Consider the following 16,654-nt stretch of genomic DNA (forward strand, 5'->3'; position numbering starts at 1 on the left):
AGATCCGGCCCTCAGGGCTGGGTCTGAAACGTCCCGGTCAGCAACTCGGGCAGGCGGTCAACGCCCATCTTGAAGCCACAGGCCTGGGCGTGTCCGCCACCGCCCATCGACTCGGCCAGCGGGATGACGTTGTAGGGGCGCACCCCGCGCAGGCTGACCTTGACGATGCCATCCTTGCTGTAATTCCACAGCAAGGCATAGGTGCCGCATTGAGTAGCGAGCAGGTCGCCCACTTCGCTGCTGAACACGCCAGGGCAGTTGACCATCAAGCCGCTTTCGCCATTGAAGTTCACCGGCATGGCATTGCGGGCAATGTCATGGCACAGGCTCATGAACTTCTTGTTCATGGCGCCGCCACGCTCTCGGAAGGTGGCGCTTTGCGCGGGGCTGAAGGCCGCGATCTCGGCCCAGCGTGGGAATTCAAAGGGCTCCATGTCGAGCGCGGCCAGGAAGGCGGCGCTCTCCGGGTATTGCCAGGTCCAGATGTCGCGGTCTTCCACGAATCGGACCAGGTCGGGGATGGGTTGGTTGCGCTGGAAGAACTGCCAGGCGAGTTTGGCGCCCGACTGTGTCATGTCGAAGTGAACGATGCCGCAGCGGCATTGGAACGTGCCCAGCTTGTCGGCGGCGCTTTTGTGGTGGTCCAGCATGACCAGTTTGGACGCGACATCGTCGATGCCCTGCAGGATCTCGGCCGAAAACGAAAAGTCCAGGATGTAGACCGGGCGTCCCGTCAGGACGGGCAACTCAGACACCTGCTGAACCTTGCCGTGCGCCAGGCCCAGGTATTCGCCCCGTCCTTCAAAGAACAGCCAGGCGGCCAGGGCGGCGGCGAAGCCGTCGGCGCACTTGTCGTGGTAGATCACCAGCGGATTGGCCTCGCTGGGGTCGGGTTGGATGGCGAGGCTGGTGAAAAGTCCGTTGGTCATGGTGGCGATGTGGGCTGAAAGTGTGCGATGTGCCGATGCTAAGGGCTAGTTGGCGACAGGGGTACTCAAGTGGGGCGTTCATGTGACGAAATCACCCGAATGGACCCGACCTCACCCTCCATCGCCATGTCCCCCGCTGCCCACCATGGTCGCGTGACGATCAACACGGGCACCTGGGGCGTCTGGCTGCTCGGCAACCATTGGAAGCAGCGCGTGCGCATCCTGCGTTGCCTGGGTGGGGGCCTTGTTTACCTGCTGGTGTGCCTGTTGATGAACTGGGTGGCGAGCCATGGTTACTTGCCGACGGGCCCGGTGCTGGCCATCAGCGGCGCCATTGCCGTGAACGTGGTGGTGTTCTATGCCCTGCTGCGCAGCAACATGAACCTGCGCTTTCGGGATGCTTCGCTGACCATGCCGCAGATGGTGATGGCGGTGACCTACGCCTCTTGGGTTTACACCATGGGTGGGCCTGCCCGCGATGTGTTGTTGTTGATTCTGGTGCCCTTGTTGCTTTACGGATTCCGCTACCTGCGCCCTTTGCAGGTGCGCCTGCTCAGCGCCTACGTGATCGCAGTCATGGGCGCCGCCATGGCCTGGCTGCTGCATGCCCATCCTCACACCTATGACATGGCCCAGGAGTTGTTGCGCTTCATGTTGCTCGCCGTGATTGGCGTGACCTTGTCGCAGTTCACCAAGAACGACGGCGAAGAGACCTCCGGTTTCCTGCAGACCTTGATGCGCCTGGTGTTCTCCAGCGACCCGAAGCAGCGCCTGCGCATCCAGCGTTACATGGTGGCGGCGGCGAACTTTGTGATCTGCACGGTGGTGCTGGCCTACTCGGTCAGCGTGGGGACTGTGAACGAGACCGCGGGCTGGGCGCTGGGTTCCTACATGATGGGCAGTTGCCTGTTGTTCTACACCTTGTTGCGCAGTGGGTTCAACCTGCGCTTTGCCGACCCGTCGCTGACCTTGCCTCAGATCATGGTGGCCATCACCTGTGTGGTGGGCGCCTATGCCATCCTGGAAGAATCCCGCGGCGCCAGTTTGATGCTGCTGGCGCTGGTGCTGGTCTTTGGCTTGTTCAACCTGACGGCGTCGCAAGCCCGGTCGGCGGCATTTTTCGCCCTCGTGGCACAGGGCCTGACCATGCTGGCCATGAACGCTTTCGAACCTGGGCGTTACCCCGTTCGTCAGGAATTGATCCACTTCCTGTTCGCCTGCACCACCTTGCCCACGATCTCGCTGCTGGCGGGCCAACTCAGCGATCTGCGATCCCGCCTGCGGGAGCGTAAGAATGAGCTGGCCATCGCGGTGGAGCGCATCCAGACCCTGGCCACGCGCGACGAATTGACCGGCTTGTTCAACCGCCGTCACATGGTGGAAACGTTGGCCTTGCAGAAAAAATTCAGCGACCGGGGCGGGCGCGTATTCTGCATCGGCATCCTGGACATCGACCATTTCAAGCGCGTGAACGACACGCATGGACATGGCGCGGGCGACGAGGTGCTGCGCAACTTTGCCCACAGCGTGCAGCATGAGCTGCGCGAGTCCGACGTCATCGCCCGTTGGGGTGGCGAGGAGTTTTTGCTGATGTTGACCGAGTGCCGCGTGGGCCAGGCGGACGCGATGATGGAGCGGGTCCGCGAGGTGGTGAACAGCAAGCTGATGTGCCCCGAGCATCCGGAGTTGCACATCCGTTTTTCAGCCGGTTTGGCCGAGCAACGCTTTGACGAAGAGGTGGCCGACACCATCGAGCGTGCCGACCAAGCCCTCTACCGCGCCAAGCGCGCAGGCCGCAATCGCACGGTGTTGGCCAGCTGACCGACGGCAGGAACGCTCACCAGTCGTCCTCGTTCACCATGGGACGGCCTTGCTGGCTGTCCTGCATCAGTTCGATCTGCTGGCGCAAGAGTTGCGATTGCTCGCTCCAGTAAGCCGAGGTGCCAAACCACGCGAAGGCCGCCGGGAAGGCCGGATCGGCCCAACGCCGGGCCAGCCAGGCGCTGTGGTGGATGATGCGCAGGGTGCGCAAGGGCTCGATCAGCGTCAGTTCGCGCCAGTCGAAATCGGCGAATGACTCGTAGCCTGACAGCAGTGAATGCAGTTGCAGCTGGCGTTCCTGGTGGTCGCCGCTGAGCAGCATCCACAGGTCTTGCACGGCGGGGCCCATGCAGGCATCGTCCAGGTCCACGAAGTGCGGGCCCTCGGGTGTCCACAGCACATTGCCGACGTGGCAGTCGCCATGCAGGCGGCGCAAGCGCAAGCCATCGATGCGGTCAAAGGCGGCCTGGGCCAGATCCAGCGCCTGGTCGGCCACCGACAGCCACACGGCGCGTTGGTCGTCGGTGACCACCTGGTTCTGGACCAGCCAGTCACGTGCGGCGCGGCCGGTGGTGTCCACGCTCAAGGTGGTGCGGTGCTTGAACTTTTTGGCGGCGCCCACAGTGTGCAGGCGGGCCAGGAAGCGGCCCAAGCGCTCAAGAACGGCGGGGTCTTCCAACTCGGGTGAGCGGCCCCCTTTGCGCGGGGTGACGGCCAATCGGATGTCGCCCAGCAAGCCCAGGGTGGCGGGCTGCCCGATGCAACGCACGGCAGGGTCGACCTCCAGGTCGGCCATCAGCGGCAGGGGCGCCACGGCGGGCACCTCGGCGTCCATCAGCTCTTGCGCGAAGGCGTGCTCTTCCAGGATCTGGGCGTCGGTCCAGCGGCCTGCGCGGTAGAACTTGGCGATGACGTAGCCAGCGTCTTCCAGGCCGATCTGAAAGACGCGGTTCTCGTAGGAGTTGAGCTGCAGCAGGCGGCCGTCGCTGAAGACGCCGACGGCTTGCAGGGCGTGCAGGACCGCGTCGGGGGTGAGGTTGGCGTAGGGGGTGTCCGATGAGCTCATCCCGCATCTTACGAGCCCCTGGCCCGAAGGATGCGGGCTGTTCAGAATCAGTCGAGCTGTGAGCCTGCGCTCATGGCGCGCAGCATGGCGCTGTTGATGTCGCTAAAGCTCATCATCAGGGCGTCGGCGCCTTCGCGGATCTCGCCCAGGGTCTGGCCTTCCATGGCCTTGACCAGGTTGACGTAGGGCGCGTAGGGGCCCGTGCCATCAACCAGCACTTGGTACACGCGCTCAGGCACCGGGATGGTCTTGAGCAGTTCACTGAAAGGCTGGCGGAACATGCGGTCCAACAGAGAGAAAACGCCGCAGATGAACAACTCGTTGCGAAGTTCGTCGTCGCCATGGCCGCGTGACAGTTCTTCCATCAGCAGGCCACGGCGCACGGCGGCGAACATCACCGGCCGCATGTTGGGGTCTTTGCTGGCGGTGGCCAGCAGCAAGGCCAGCCAGCGTTTGAGGCGCTGGTAGCCCAGGATCATGATGGCGTGGCGGAAGGAGCTGATCTCGACCGACAAGCCAAAGGCGGGCGAGTTGATGAAGCGCATCAGCTTGTAGGCCAGGGGCGGGTCGCGCTTGAGGGTTCTTTCCAGGTCTTCGATGTCGGCCTGTTTGTGGACCTGGTCGATGAGCAGCACGATGACCTGCAGGGCGGGTTGGTCGGTGGGGCGGGTGGAGACCTCGATGGCGTCGTCGATGGGCCAGCCCAGCACGGCGGTGGCGCCACGGCGGAAGGCGTTTTCCATGGCCTCGACGGTGCGGATGCCCGATTGCACATGCCCGATGGTGCGGATCACGCCTTCGGGGCTGGCGTTGCTGATGCCGGTGTGCGGATCGACGCGGCGGTCGTCGTCGTAGTCGATGATGGAGTACTTGAAGCAGGGCAGCACTTCGCGTGGTAACTCACGCAAGGGGCGGCCCTTGAGCAGCAACAAGTTGCCGTTGGCGTGCAAGGTGCAGATGGGGCCCACGTTGTCGGCCTCGCAGGCCATGAAGGAGGGGATCTCCACCAGGATGTGCGTGGCCGGTTGTGCAGCGATGAGGTCGTGCAGCAGGCTTTCGCTGAGCACGTTCAGCCAGATCTGTGGGCCGCCGACAGGCCAGGCTTCACCGACCGCGGCCAGCAGGGACGCCGAGTCGAGTTCGCCGCCCTGGTTGACGGGGAACACGGTCAAACGCGTGGCGGTGACGCTGCGGTTGCGGTCGATGACCGGGCAGTAGGCCAGGGCGATCTGGCCGAGGATAGGGTGGTCTGTCATGGGCAGTGAGTCCCTTGTGGGTCAGCCATTGATGTACTGGAACAGCGACAATTTTTGCACCATCGCATAACTTTTCAGGGCGGCGTCGTAACCCGTTTGCTGGTTCTGGAACTTGGAGATGGCTGAGACCATGTCCAGGTCTTCGGCGTTGGAGCGTTCGGTTTCAGCGGCCAACTTGGAGGCGCTGATGCGCCCCTCGATGCTGTCCATGCGGTTCAGGCTTTCACCAACGGCCGAGCGCGCGGCGCTGACGTTGCCCAGGACGCTGTCCAGGTTGCTTAAACCCCGGTTCACAGCTTGCATGATCCGGCCGCTGCCCTGGTTGCTGGTGGTGAGCGAGTTGATGGCCGAATCAAGGGCATCAAAAACGCTCAGGTCGTTGGTGGACTGGTCGATGGTGAAGTTGTCGGCGTTGGCGGGCTGGCCGTTGACGGCGAAGGACATGCCGTCGATCACGATGGCCTTGCCGCTGGCGTAGGGCACATCGGTCAAGGTGGTGCCGCCCCCGTCCTTGGTGACGCTGTAGGTGGTCACGCTCGCGTTGACAGTGAAGGTGACGGCGTATTGGGGAGGCGTGCCGCCAGGCGCGGCCGGGTAGGGCAGGGCGCTGGGCGAGGTCACCGAACCGGCGGTGATCCACCCTGCGCCGGTGTTGGTGCTGGCGGGGTTGGTTTCGTAGACGCCATTGCCCGACTTGGCTTTCAGCCAGGTCTGGTCGCCATCCACCGTGAGGTTGAGCGTTTCGCCAGCGGCAGCCTGCACCTGGCCGCCTTGGCCGACGAATTGCACGCCACTGGTGGTGTCCAGAAAAGGGGGCGTCGCCGAGCCTTGGCCGCCAAACACGAAGCCACCGCTGCCGTCGGAGCGGTTGGCGATGGTGAGCATCTGGGCGCGGATGTCCTTGAGCTTGAGGGCAAGGGCCTCACGCTCCTTGTCGGTGTAGCTGCCATTGCCGGCCGCCACCATGGATTCGCGCGCGGTTTGCAAAAGGCTGACGGCGTCGCCAATGGCTGACTCACTCAGTTGCATGACGTTGCGGCTGGCATCCAGCGAACGCTGGTTGGCGTCTTCGCGCGCGATGCTGGCCAGGGCACGCTCTGCGCGGGCTGCGGCGATGGGGTCGTCGCTGGCGAAGTTGACCTTTTTGCCCGACGTGAGCTGCATCTGCGATTGCGACATTTCGCTTTGGCGCTTTTGCAGGTTGTCGATCGACGAATCAAAGCTGTAGGCAGTGCTGATGCGCATGACGAGACTCCTTATCGGCTGATGCTGAGCAGCGTGTCGAATACCGACTGCGCCACTTGCAGGATCTTGGCCGCGGCCTGGTAGCCCTGCTGGAACTGGATGAGTCGGGCGGCTTCCTCGTCGAGGTTGACGCCTGTCTTGTTGGTCAACAACTCTTGCGAGTTGGCTGCCAGTGTGGCCGAAATGGTGGCCGATGTCATGGCATCTTGCACGCGGACCCCAATGCTGCCGATGACCTGTGAGTACGCGTTGGTGATGGTGGCTCCAGGCGCAGTGCCGCCAGCACCCTGGTTGATGCGGCCCACGATGTCTTCATCGCGCAAGGCCAGCAGGGACAGTGCATTGCCGTTGTTGGAGGATGGGTACAGGGTTGGCGCGACGGTGATGGTGTCGCCATCCTTGGGCACGCCATTGAGGTTCAGCTCAAAGCCGTTGTACTCAATGGGCGAGCCGGGTTGCCAGGTGCCAGACACCAGCACCCCGCCGCCGGAGTCGCGGATTTCATAGTCCTGACCTGTGCCCGAGGCCCCGGTGAAGGCCACGGTGACCGCGTCGTAGGGGGTGGACGGGGTGGCCACGATGCTGAGCGAAGCCACCGTGGCGGTGCCCGTGTTGGCGGTGCCCAGGGTGCCATTCACGGGTGAGGCGGCGGCGATGCCAGTGGGTTTGTCCAACACCCGCTTCATGCTGAGGGCGGCATTGCCCACGGGGCGCAGCATGAACTTGTCGCCGCTGGCGATGGTGGCCGCGTCGATGTTGATTCTGAAACCATCGACCACGTCGCCATCGGCCACCGAGGTGAAAGTGTTGTCGCTGAGGCGGGTCAGTCTGTAGCTGCCCGGGGTGGCGGGGTCTTCAACCAAGCTGTAGTCGCTGGCCTGCAGCTCCCGGGCATCGATCACCGTCATGGTGACCGGCGGGAAGGCGGTGGATGACGTGTTTTTGTTGGAGGGCAGCACTTGTGGCGTGCCCACGCTGAAGATGGCCGCGCCGGCTGAGGCCGGCGTGCCCAGGTCCAGACCAAACGATTGCTGCTGGTTGACGCGCCAGCTCAAGGCCGAGGCCATCTGCCCCAGCAGGTTCCGCGCGGCAGGGATGTCTTCGTTCTGCACTTTCAGCAGGCCGGCGAGGCTGCCGCCGGTGAGCAGGCTTTCGTCCAGCGTGCGTTGGTTGTTGCCCGTGCCGATGGTGATGCGGCCTTGGGTGGCGTCGTACTGGTCGGCTTGCACGCCCAGGGTGGAGGCCTGATTGCTGAGCACCAGTTGCTGGCCGCCGCCGATGAAGACGCTGATGGAACCATCGTCGGCGGGCACCGTGGAGACCTGGATCTTCTCGGACAGGTTCTTGACCAGCAAGTCGCGCTGGTCGATCAGGTCATTGGGCTCGTGGCCCACGCCCGTGACCGAGGCGATCTTCTGGTTCATGTCGGCGATGCGCGCGGCCAGCGAGTTGATCTCGGCCACGGTTGCCTTCATGTCGGACAGCGTGCCGCCTTGCAGGTCGTTCAACTGGGTGCCAGCGGTGCTCATGCGGCTGGCCAACTCGGCGGCCTTGGACAAGACCACCTGGCGCGCCGACAGGTCTTGCGGCTGGTTGGCCACATCGACGAAGGAGTTCAGCATCTGACCGGCGGCGTAGCCAATGCCCGACGCGCCGGTGGCCAGGGCCTTCTCCAACTGGGTGAGCTTGTCCAGCCGCATTTGGTCGGCTGAGGCGATGGACAGGTTGTTGTTGTAGTCACGCGCCAGCAGAGAGTCGGAGGCGCGGGTGACCGTGTCGATCTTGACGCCGCGCCCATAGAAGCCTGCACCCGTGTAGCGACCGCCTTCGGTGGACAGCTGCACTTCCTGGCGCGAGTAGCCTTCGGTGCTGGCGTTGCTGATGTTGTGGGCAATCGTGTCCAGCTTCGCCTGGTTGGCGAACATGGCGCGGGTGCCGAGGGTGAGCAGTCCTGAACCCATGGTGCTACTTCTCCGTCAGCGGGTCAGGTCACCGAACGTTGCAGGCGCAGCGTGGTGTTGATGACCTTGGTGAGCTTGTCGGCATAAGCGGGGTCCGTGGCGTAGCCGGCTTTCTGCAGTCCGCGTGCGAAGCCTTGCGCGGTGTCGGCCTGGGCCACGGTCTGACTGTAGCGGGGGCTCTTGCTCAGCAGTTTGGCGTGGTCCTTGAAGGCGTCTTCATAAGAGTCATAAGCACGGAATTTGGCCGTGACTTTGCGGGCCACGCCGCCGATGTATTCGGTGGTGGTGACCTCGGCCACCTTGCCGGTCCAGCTCGAATTGGCCTTGATGCCGAACAAGTTGTGGCTGGAGCTACCGTCGGCCATCTTGGGTTGGTGCTTGCCCCAGCCGGATTCCAGCGCGGCTTGGCCCAGGATGTGGTTGGCGGGGATGCCGGTGGCGGCTTCTGCGGCCTTGGCGTCTGCCTGGTGCTGGCGCACAAACTGCTCGGAGTTGCTCAGCTTGCGGGTGCTGGCGGCCGAGGCACTGCCAGCGGCCGAGGCGGGTGCGATGGCGGCAGTGGCGCTGCTGTTGGTCGGCAGCGAGAGCTTGCCGATGCTCAGGTCGCCCAGGCCCTTGAAGGGGCTGATGGGGGTGTCGGCCGAGGCCTCGGCGCCCCCCAGTTGGCGTTGCAACTGCTTGATGATCATGTCGCTCAGGCCGCCGGGCAGGCCGCTCATCTGCTGGGCCCGCTGGCTGTCGAGCATGTTGGTGCCCATCTCGGTGCCGGAGTTCTCCAGCATGCCGCTGTTCATGGTGGTGGAGCGCATGCTTTTCATGAGCTCCTGCATGAACAGGCTTTCCAGCTGCTTGGCGGTGTCCTTGATCGCGCTTTTCTGGTCCGTGCCCGAAGCGTATTTCAGCTTGTCGAGCGAGCGCGTGTCCAGGCTCAGGCTGTTGCCGGAGGACGAGGGGAATGGTGTCAGGCTCATCAGATGACCTCCAGCTCTGCTTGGAGCGCGCCGGCCGCCTTCATGGCTTGCAGGATGGCCAGCAGGTCCTGCGGGTTGGCGCCCAAGGTGTTGAGCGCCTTGACCACATCGGTCAATTTGGTTCCGGCTGGCAGCTGGATCAGCGCGCCAGGTTCTTGGTTGATCTTAATGTCGGCCTTTTCGGTGACCACCGTCTGGCCCTGCGACAGTGCATTGGGCTGGCTGATGACCGGGGTGGAACTGATGGTGACCGACAGGTTGCCGTGGGCGATGGCGCAGGGGCCGATGGTGACGGCCTGGTTCACGACCACCGAGCCGGTGCGGGCGTTGATGACGATGCGGGCCGAAGGCGTGGCGCGGTCGATGGACAAGTTCTCGATGTCGGCCATGAAGGCCACGCGCTCGCCGGATTGGGCGGGCAGCTTCACGCTGACGGTGCGGCCATTGATGGCCTCGGCGGTGCCGGCACCCTTGGCCTTGTTGATGGCGCCAGCGATGTCGCGGGCGGTGTTGAAGTCGTCGGCCTGCACGTCCAGCTGGACGACGCTGCTTTGTAACCAGGGCGTGGGCACACTGCGCTCAACCGTGGCACCGTTGGGGATGCGGCCGGCGCTCAGGTGGTTGACCTGGACCTTGGCGCCGCCTTGCGAGGCACCGGCCCCGGCGATGATGAGGTTGCCCTGGGCCAGGCCGTAGATTTGGCCGTCGGCGCCCTTCAAAGGCGTGGTGACCAGGGTGCCGCCGCGCAACGATTTGGCATTGCCCAGCGAAGACACATTGACGTCAATGGCCTGGCCGGGTTGGGCAAAGGGGGGCAGGGTGGCGGTGACCAGCACGGCGGCCACGTTCTTGACCTGCATGGCCACGCCAGCGGGCACGGTGATGCCCATCTGCTGCAGCATGGAGTTCAGGCTTTGGGCCGTGAAGGGGGTCTGGGTGGTCTGGTCGCCGGTGCCGTCCAGGCCCACCACCAGGCCGTAGCCCATCAACTGGTTGGCGCGCACGCCCTGGACGCTGGCGATTTCCTTCAGCCGGGCCGCTTGGGCCTCAACGGGCCACCACACGGCTGCGGAGGCGGCCAGGAAGGCCAGGCCAATCAGCAGTTTGAGGAGTCGTTCTGAAGTATTCATGAGGCCAGATTCCCGGAAGGTTCGGCCTCATTTTGGAGTTCTTTAGATCGGCAGAATGCTCAAAAAGAAGTGTGCAAGCCAGCCTATTCCCTGCGCGTCGGCCTGGGCGCCACGGCCTCGTTGCTCGATGCGAACGTTGGCCACCTGGGTGGAGGCGACCGTGTTGCCAGGCTGGATGGTCGTGGGGTCAACCTGGCCTGAAAAACGCAACAATTCCACGTTTTTGTTCACGCCGATCTGCTTCTCGCCCGAGATGATCAGGTGGCCGTTGGGCAGCACCTCGATCACCGTGGCCGTGATGGTGCCCACGAAGTTGTGGGAACTCTCGGTGGTGCCCTTGCCATCAAAGGTGTTTGACGAAGTGCCACTGGCGCTCAAGCGCAGCTTGGCCAGCTGTTCCGCCCTCAGCAGAGGCACGGCCGACACGGAGGCCGATGTGTCGCCCGTTTTCTCGATGCTGCTGGTCGATTCCTGCTTGGCAGAGATCTTCTCGACGATCGTGACGTTCACGATGTCGCCGATCAGGCGCGCGCGGTGGGTTTCGAACAAGGGCCGGTAGCCGGCGCTCTGGAACAGCGAGCCATTGGCAATCACGGGCACCACCGGGACGGCGGGGCGCGCCTGGGTCGGCTCCAGCACATCGACCTTGGCCGTGGTGGGCAGGACCGAACAGGCGCCCAGCAGGCTGCACGCGGCGGCGATGAGCGCCAGGCTGGCGCGGCGGCGAATGGCGTTCATCACAGTTGCGCCAGACGTTGCAGCATCTGGTCCGAAGTCTGAATGGCCTTGGAATTGAGTTCGTAGGCGCGTTGGGTCTGGATCATCGTGACGAGTTCTTCAACCACGTTGACGTTGGAGGTTTCCACGAAACCCTGGGCCAGCAGGCCGGTGCTGTCGGTGCCTGGGTTGGCGGTCTGCGGCGTGCCGGAGGCGGGCGTCTCGGTGTAGAGGTTCTCGCCACGCGGCTCCAGGCCGGCCGGGTTGATGAAGTTGGTGAGCTGGATCTGGCCCAGGTTCTGCACGGTGTTCTGCCCGGAGATGGCGGCGGTGACCGTGCCATCGGCCCCGATGGTCACGGCGGTGGCATTAGCCGGTACTGTGATGCCCGGCTGGATCTGGTAGCCGTTGTTGGTGACCAGTTGCCCCTGGTTGTCCAACTGGAAGGAGCCATCGCGGGTGTAGCCCGTGGTGCCGTCCGGCATGCTCACGGGGAAGAAGCCGTTGCCTTTGATGGCCACGTCCAGGTAATTGGTGGTTTGTTGCAGGCTGCCTTGCGAGAACTGGCGCGAGGTGGCCACCGGGCGCACGCCCAGGCCCACTTGCAGGCCGGTGGGCAATTGCGTCTGCTCCGAGCTGTTGGCCCCGCTTTGGCGCAGGTTCTGGTACATCAGGTCTTCAAACACCGCGTGCGAACGCTTGTAGCCATTGGTGCCGCTGTTGGCCAGGTTGTGAGAGATGTGGTCCAGCTGGGTTTGCTGGGCTTCCATCCCCGATTTCGAGATCCACAGTGATCGCATCATGGTGCTACTCCTCAGGCGTCAAGCCAGGTAAACAGATCAGGCGTTGCCCGACAACAATTGGGATGCCGCTTTTTCGTTGCTTTCGGAGGTCTGGATCAACTTCATCTGAGCTTCGAACTGGCGGGCGGCCGCGATCATGCTGATCATGGTCTCGATGGGGTTGACGTTCGAGCCCTCCAGGGCCCCGTCTTGCACGCGGGCATTGGCATCGACTGGCAGTTCGGCCCCGTCCGCGTCGCGGAACAGGCCATCCTCGCCCCGTGTCAATTTGATTTCCGGGGTGACCAGTTTGAGCTTGCCGATGCCGGTGATCTTGCCGCTGGCTTCCTTGGCGCTGACCGTGCCATCGGGCGCGATGCTGGCCTGGGCGTTCTGCGGGATGGTGATCGGGCCGCCGTCGCCCAGCACGGGCAGGCCGCTCTGGGTCATCAGAACGCCTTCGTTGTTCACCGTCAGCGAACCGAAGCGCGTGTAGGCCTCGGTGCCATCCAGCGCGCTCACGGCCAGCATGGATTTGCCTTGCAGGGCCACGTCCAGCGGACGCCCCGTGGTCGTGATGGGGCCTTGCGAGTCGTCGTAGCCCACCGTGGTCTCCAACGAATAAACGCGCGTGGTGGCGCCATCGCCGCGCACCGGCACGGCGCGGATGGCTTGCAGCTCGGCCCGAAAGCCGGTGGTGCTGATGTTGGCCAGGTTGTTGGCCAGCACATCCTGGCGCTGCATGTCCATCTTGGCGCCGGCCATGCCGACATAAATCATCCGATCCATGGTGTGCTCCGGTTACTGCTGGCGGGGCGGTGCATCAACGCAGGTTCACCAGCGTCTGCAGGACCTGGTCTTCAGTCTTGATGGTCTGCGCGTTGGCCTGGTACATGCGCTGCGCCACCATCATGTTGACCAGCTCGCCGGTCAGGTCCACGTTGGATTCCTCCAGCGCGCCCGATTGCAGCAAGCCCAGATTGCCCGTGCCCGGTGCGCCCGTGACGGGCGCGTTGGAGGCGTAGGTGGCGGACCATTCGTTGCTCCCTTGCGGTTGCAGGCCTTGTGGATTTCGGAAGCTGGCGGTCACCAGTTGACCGGCCGGTTTGGACTGGCCATTCGAATAGCGCGCCAGGATCACCCCTGTGCTGTCTACCGTGATGCTGGACAAGTCGCCGGGCGCATAGCCGGTCTGCGACAGGTTGGTCACGGCGAAGTTGCCGCCGTATTCCGTGGCCTTGGCCAGGTCCATGGTGACACCGCTGATGATCTCGGTCTGTGCGATGGGGGGCACAGCGCTGGCATTGGTCACGTTGACCTTCGGGATGTCGGGCAGGGTGAAGCTGCCCGTCGATGAAGTGGCCACCGGGTTGCCGCTGGCGTCGTAGGTGGTGATCGTGCCCGGGTCGCCTGCGACCGGATTGCTGTTGGCCAGGTCGGTCGGTGTGCCGCCCGAGGTCGGGAAAGTCAGCGTGGCGGCCTTGGCGGGCGCCCCTGAACCATCGGTCTGAACGGAGGTGCCGTTGGCCGTGACGTACATGTCCCAGCTGTTGTCGCCCACCTTCTGGAAGTAGTAGGCCATGCCCACCGACTGGCCCTTCACGTCGAACATGGTCTGCGACGTGGTGAAGTTGTAGGTGGTGTTGTCGGCGAAACTGATCGGCACACTCTTGATCGAGTCGGTCGACTTGAAGTTCATCTCGATGTTGGTCTTGTCGGTCTGCTTGGGGGCAATGCCGCCGGTGGTCAACTGGATGGGCACCAAGTCACTGGTGTTGGTGATGTTGCCCGTCAGGTCGGCCTGGTAGCCCAGCAGCTTGTGGCTGGCGTTGTTGACGATGAAGCCATCGCGGTCGATCTTGAACTGCCCGTTGCGGGTGAAGAAGGTCTGGTTGCGACCGTCTTGCACCTGGAAGAAACCATTGCCATTGATGGCCAGGTCCATGGGGTTGTCGGTGGTGCTGATGTTGCCCTGCGTGAATTGCTGCGCCACGGCGGCCACGGTGGCGCCAATGCCCACTGCGCTGGTGCCTGAGCCGTTCAATGCTGCGGCGTACATGTCAGAGAACTCGGCTCGCGAAGCCTTGGCACCGTAGGTGCTGGTGTTGGCCACGTTGTTGCCAATCACCTCCAGATTGCGCGCCGATACATTCAGACCGGAGAGACCTTGTTGGAAGCCCATGGTGTTGTCCTTTCAGGGTACTGCTTGAAAAATTAAACGACGACTTTGATCTTGCTGTAGGCCGTGCTGCCGCTGTTGCGCAGCTCCAGGTTCAAGGTGCCGTTGCTGTTGCTGATGGCATCGACCTGGTCGTTCATGAGGCTGGTGTGGCTGACATCAGTGCTGCCGTTCTTGGCTGCCACCTTGAAGGTCAGGCCTTCGCTGGACATGGTGCTGGGCACGGTCCACTGGAAGCTGTGCAGACCGGCAGTCTGTGAGCCCTTGCTGATGGTGTCGACCACCTGGCCTGCGGCGTTGATCACCTCGACGTTCACGTTGGCGGCACTGCCGCTCAGGTCGAAAGCGCCCGCGGCGACGGTGCTGCTGGTGCCATCGTCGGCCTTGACCGTGCCCGCGACGAGTTGGTTGCCTTCGACGAGCACCTGGTGCCCCACCAGGCTGGCGCCTTGCAGCAACTGCATCTGGTTGAAGCCGTCGTTCACGCCACCCATGGTGGTGTTGAGTTTTTCAATGCCTGTCACCGTGCTGATCTGCGCCATCTGGCTGGTGACCTGCGCGTTGTCCATCGGGTTGAGCGGGTCCTGGTTCTGCATCTGGGTGACCAGCAACTTCAGGAAGCGATCCGAGGCTTCCGTGGTCTTGTCGCTGGCGGCGGCCTTGGCGCCATTGATCTTGTCGAGAACGGAGTTGCCGGTTGACGATACTGTGCTCATGTCATGTCCTCAGGTAAATCAGGTGCCTTGACCGAGTTGCAGCGTTTTCAGCAGCAGGCTTTTGGCGGTGTTCATCACTTCGATGTTGTTTTGGTACGAGCGCGAGGCCGAGATCATGTTGACCATCTCTTCCACCGCGTTCACGTTGCTGTAGGTCACGTAGCCCTCGGCGTCGGCCTGCGGGTGTTTGGGATCGAGCACGCGGCGGCCCGGGGTGTTGTCTTCGGTGATGTTGCTGACCGTGACGCCGGCGGTACCCACCTCGCCCATTGGCGTGGTGGTGAACACGACCTGGCGGGCCTTGTAGGGCGCGCGGTCAGGGCCAGCCACCGTGTCGGCGTTGGCCAGGTTGGAGGCCACGACGTTGAGGCGCTGCGACTGCGCGCTGACCGCGCTGCCGGAGACGTTGAAGATGCTGAACATGGACATGGCGGTTTACTCCGGTCACTGGCCAGTGATGGCCGTGTTGAGCGTTTTGACCTGACCGTTGATGAAGCGCAGGGTGGCTTCATAGCGAACCGTGTTGTCGGCAAAGCTGGCGCGCTCGCGGTCCATGTCGACGGTGTTGCTGTCCAGGTTGGTTTGTGCGGGCGTGGCGTAGTTCATGTCGGCCTGCTGTTTGCTGCCAGCGGGCACACCGCCCCGGCCCAGGTGTCCGGCGCTGCCGGTGGCCAGTTGAAGCTTGCCCGGCGCCAGTGAGGACTGACCCTGTGAGGCCTGCCCGGTGGCATTGCGCAGCGCACTGGCGAAGTCGAAATCCCGCGCCTGGTAGTTCGGGGTGTCGGCATTCGCGATGTTGCTGGCGATCAGGCGCTGGCGCTCTGATCGCAGCGACAGGGCATCAGCCTGGAAGTTAAGGGTGTCGGTCAATCTGTTCAGCATGGCAAGCCCTCCGGCCTGTGAGTGCTTCGCCAAGAACAACGGGATTTGGCGCAGCTTGTAGGGGATGGTGAACTTGTGGCGCTGAAACATGAGCCGGAATAGGCGGCCTTTCGGGCCTCATTTCAGGCTTCTTCGAGGGTTGGGGCTTCGTACAGTGACAGGCATGGACACGAACCCTTCCCATCCCTCATCGACCAGCCCGTCGGCCCCTGTGCCAGGCTTGCTGCATGACCTGGGTTTCGAGCCGTTTCAAATTTGGGCCGCCTTGTTGAGCGCCCTGGTGTGGTTGCTGTTGTGTGGTGGTGCGGTGCTGCTGTCGCCCTCGGCCCACGCGCAGGCGTCGCCGGTGGGTGAGTCGGGTGTGCTGCAGGCGTACGTGCAGACCTTGTTGCACGACCAGGCCTTGCCTCAAGCCGACAGTTCCAAGAAAAGCGCGCCCTGGCGCGTTGAAGTCGTTTTGGGCCAGTTGGATCCGCGCCTCAAGCTGGCGCCTTGCGACAAGGTCAAGGCCTATGTGCCTGCCGGCATGCGCCTGTGGGGCAACACCCGCGTCGGCTTGCGCTGCGAGCAGGGTGCGGTGCGCTGGAATGTGTACTGGCCTGTGTCCGTGAAGGTGTGGGGGCAGGCTTTGGTGGCCGTGGGCACCGTGCGCCCCGGGGCTTCTTTGACGGTGGAAGATTTGCGCATGGCGGAAGTCGATCTGGCCTCGCATGCTTCGCCTGCCGTGCTGCGCGCTGAAGATGTCGTGGGCCGCACCGCGGTGCGCCAGCTTTCAGCCGGACAAAGCCTGCGTCAGGAAGACATCAAGGCCCGCCGCTGGTTCGCCGCTGGTGATCCGGTGCGTTTGACGGTCAAGGGCAGTGGATTTTCGGTCGGATCCGAAGGCACCGCGCTGACGGCGGGTGACGAAGGGCAATGCGCCAAGATCCGGCTTGATGGGGGCCGCGTGGTCTGCGGGGAGCCCGTGGGGGCCCGGCAGGTGGAGATCTTGTTGTGAAA

The 16,654-nt window shown here is 63.6% G+C and carries 16 protein-coding genes; 2 read left to right on the top strand and 14 right to left on the bottom strand.

Annotation, left to right across the window (positions count from 1 at the left end):
* Positions 1 to 11 precede the first annotated feature (11 nt).
* Positions 12 to 929 (bottom strand): DHHA1 domain-containing protein, encoded by a 918-nt coding sequence (locus PSV38_RS15435; RefSeq protein WP_300548915.1) that lies wholly within the window; start codon positions 927 to 929, stop codon positions 12 to 14.
* A gap of 99 nt (positions 930 to 1,028) precedes the next feature.
* Between PSV38_RS15435 and PSV38_RS15440 the strand changes: the two genes are divergently transcribed.
* Positions 1,029 to 2,750 carry a diguanylate cyclase gene (locus PSV38_RS15440; protein ID WP_300548917.1) on the top strand — a complete coding sequence of 574 codons (1,722 nt, stop codon included), beginning with the start codon at positions 1,029 to 1,031 and terminating at the stop codon, positions 2,748 to 2,750.
* Positions 2,751 to 2,766: 16 nt separating this feature from the next.
* Here the strand turns inward: PSV38_RS15440 and PSV38_RS15445 are convergent, their stop codons facing one another.
* The 13 genes from PSV38_RS15445 to flgB are packed head-to-tail and all read right to left on the bottom strand — an operon-like array spanning position 2,767 to position 15,655.
* Positions 2,767 to 3,816: a serine/threonine protein kinase gene (locus PSV38_RS15445; RefSeq protein ID WP_300548919.1), complete on the bottom strand. Its 1,050-nt coding sequence runs from the start codon at positions 3,814 to 3,816 to the stop codon at positions 2,767 to 2,769.
* Positions 3,817 to 3,863: 47 nt separating this feature from the next.
* Entirely contained in the window at positions 3,864 to 5,072 is a 1,209-nt protein-coding gene (locus PSV38_RS15450; protein ID WP_300548920.1) for an HDOD domain-containing protein, read from the bottom strand.
* Positions 5,073 to 5,093: 21 nt separating this feature from the next.
* Positions 5,094 to 6,317 carry a flagellar hook-associated protein FlgL gene (gene flgL, locus PSV38_RS15455; protein WP_300548921.1) on the bottom strand — a complete coding sequence of 408 codons (1,224 nt, stop codon included), beginning with the start codon at positions 6,315 to 6,317 and terminating at the stop codon, positions 5,094 to 5,096.
* Between the two features lie 11 nt (positions 6,318 to 6,328).
* Positions 6,329 to 8,278: a flagellar hook-associated protein FlgK gene (flgK, locus tag PSV38_RS15460; RefSeq protein WP_300548923.1), complete on the bottom strand. Its 1,950-nt coding sequence runs from the start codon at positions 8,276 to 8,278 to the stop codon at positions 6,329 to 6,331.
* 23 nt (positions 8,279 to 8,301) lie between these two features.
* Positions 8,302 to 9,249, bottom strand: a complete 948-nt coding sequence (gene flgJ / locus PSV38_RS15465) for a flagellar assembly peptidoglycan hydrolase FlgJ (RefSeq protein ID WP_300548925.1) — start codon at positions 9,247 to 9,249, stop codon at positions 8,302 to 8,304.
* On the bottom strand, positions 9,249 to 10,379 hold the full coding sequence (locus PSV38_RS15470) for a flagellar basal body P-ring protein FlgI (protein WP_300548927.1): 1,131 nt from the start codon (positions 10,377 to 10,379) through the stop codon (positions 9,249 to 9,251). Before PSV38_RS15470 ends, flgJ begins: the two co-directional genes overlap by 1 nt.
* A gap of 42 nt (positions 10,380 to 10,421) precedes the next feature.
* Complete coding sequence (locus tag PSV38_RS15475; RefSeq protein WP_300548929.1) at positions 10,422 to 11,117, bottom strand: flagellar basal body L-ring protein FlgH; 696 nt, start codon at positions 11,115 to 11,117, stop codon at positions 10,422 to 10,424.
* Positions 11,117 to 11,899 (bottom strand): flagellar basal-body rod protein FlgG, encoded by a 783-nt coding sequence (gene flgG / locus PSV38_RS15480; protein ID WP_300548931.1) that lies wholly within the window; start codon positions 11,897 to 11,899, stop codon positions 11,117 to 11,119. The genes PSV38_RS15475 and flgG overlap by 1 nt, the downstream gene beginning before the upstream one ends.
* Before the next feature lie 36 nt (positions 11,900 to 11,935).
* Entirely contained in the window at positions 11,936 to 12,667 is a 732-nt protein-coding gene (flgF, locus tag PSV38_RS15485) for a flagellar basal-body rod protein FlgF (RefSeq protein ID WP_300548933.1), read from the bottom strand.
* A 34-nt stretch (positions 12,668 to 12,701) separates the two neighbouring features.
* Positions 12,702 to 14,060: a flagellar hook protein FlgE gene (gene flgE / locus PSV38_RS15490; protein WP_300548935.1), complete on the bottom strand. Its 1,359-nt coding sequence runs from the start codon at positions 14,058 to 14,060 to the stop codon at positions 12,702 to 12,704.
* Positions 14,061 to 14,092: 32 nt separating this feature from the next.
* Positions 14,093 to 14,773, bottom strand: coding sequence for a flagellar hook capping FlgD N-terminal domain-containing protein (locus tag PSV38_RS15495; RefSeq protein ID WP_300548937.1), 681 nt, complete (start codon positions 14,771 to 14,773; stop codon positions 14,093 to 14,095).
* Positions 14,774 to 14,791: 18 nt separating this feature from the next.
* Positions 14,792 to 15,202, bottom strand: a complete 411-nt coding sequence (gene flgC, locus PSV38_RS15500; protein WP_300548938.1) for a flagellar basal body rod protein FlgC — start codon at positions 15,200 to 15,202, stop codon at positions 14,792 to 14,794.
* Positions 15,203 to 15,217: 15 nt separating this feature from the next.
* Positions 15,218 to 15,655, bottom strand: a complete 438-nt coding sequence (flgB, locus tag PSV38_RS15505; RefSeq protein ID WP_300548940.1) for a flagellar basal body rod protein FlgB — start codon at positions 15,653 to 15,655, stop codon at positions 15,218 to 15,220.
* 163 nt (positions 15,656 to 15,818) lie between these two features.
* Between flgB and flgA the strand changes: the two genes are divergently transcribed.
* Entirely contained in the window at positions 15,819 to 16,652 is an 834-nt protein-coding gene (gene flgA, locus PSV38_RS15510) for a flagellar basal body P-ring formation chaperone FlgA (RefSeq protein WP_300548942.1), read from the top strand.
* Positions 16,653 to 16,654: the final 2 nt, after the last annotated feature.

This window comes from Aquabacterium sp. (genome assembly GCF_029946005.1).
GTDB lineage: Bacteria > Pseudomonadota > Gammaproteobacteria > Burkholderiales > Burkholderiaceae_C > Aquabacterium.

Excerpts from the sequence above, each read along its gene's own strand:
- PSV38_RS15435 (WP_300548915.1), bottom strand. The coding sequence starts at position 929 with ATGACCAACGGACTTTTCACCAGCCTCGCCATCCAACCCGACCCCAGC.
- PSV38_RS15440 (WP_300548917.1), top strand. The coding sequence starts at position 1,029 with ATGGACCCGACCTCACCCTCCATCGCCATGTCCCCCGCTGCCCACCAT.
- PSV38_RS15445 (WP_300548919.1), bottom strand. The coding sequence starts at position 3,816 with ATGAGCTCATCGGACACCCCCTACGCCAACCTCACCCCCGACGCGGTC.
- PSV38_RS15450 (WP_300548920.1), bottom strand. The coding sequence starts at position 5,072 with ATGACAGACCACCCTATCCTCGGCCAGATCGCCCTGGCCTACTGCCCG.
- flgL (WP_300548921.1), bottom strand. The coding sequence starts at position 6,317 with ATGCGCATCAGCACTGCCTACAGCTTTGATTCGTCGATCGACAACCTG.
- flgK (WP_300548923.1), bottom strand. The coding sequence starts at position 8,278 with ATGGGTTCAGGACTGCTCACCCTCGGCACCCGCGCCATGTTCGCCAAC.
- flgJ (WP_300548925.1), bottom strand. The coding sequence starts at position 9,249 with ATGAGCCTGACACCATTCCCCTCGTCCTCCGGCAACAGCCTGAGCCTG.
- PSV38_RS15470 (WP_300548927.1), bottom strand. The coding sequence starts at position 10,379 with ATGAATACTTCAGAACGACTCCTCAAACTGCTGATTGGCCTGGCCTTC.
- PSV38_RS15475 (WP_300548929.1), bottom strand. The coding sequence starts at position 11,117 with ATGAACGCCATTCGCCGCCGCGCCAGCCTGGCGCTCATCGCCGCCGCG.
- flgG (WP_300548931.1), bottom strand. The coding sequence starts at position 11,899 with ATGATGCGATCACTGTGGATCTCGAAATCGGGGATGGAAGCCCAGCAA.
- flgF (WP_300548933.1), bottom strand. The coding sequence starts at position 12,667 with ATGGATCGGATGATTTATGTCGGCATGGCCGGCGCCAAGATGGACATG.
- flgE (WP_300548935.1), bottom strand. The coding sequence starts at position 14,060 with ATGGGCTTCCAACAAGGTCTCTCCGGTCTGAATGTATCGGCGCGCAAT.
- PSV38_RS15495 (WP_300548937.1), bottom strand. The coding sequence starts at position 14,773 with ATGAGCACAGTATCGTCAACCGGCAACTCCGTTCTCGACAAGATCAAT.
- flgC (WP_300548938.1), bottom strand. The coding sequence starts at position 15,202 with ATGTCCATGTTCAGCATCTTCAACGTCTCCGGCAGCGCGGTCAGCGCG.
- flgB (WP_300548940.1), bottom strand. The coding sequence starts at position 15,655 with ATGCTGAACAGATTGACCGACACCCTTAACTTCCAGGCTGATGCCCTG.
- flgA (WP_300548942.1), top strand. The coding sequence starts at position 15,819 with ATGGACACGAACCCTTCCCATCCCTCATCGACCAGCCCGTCGGCCCCT.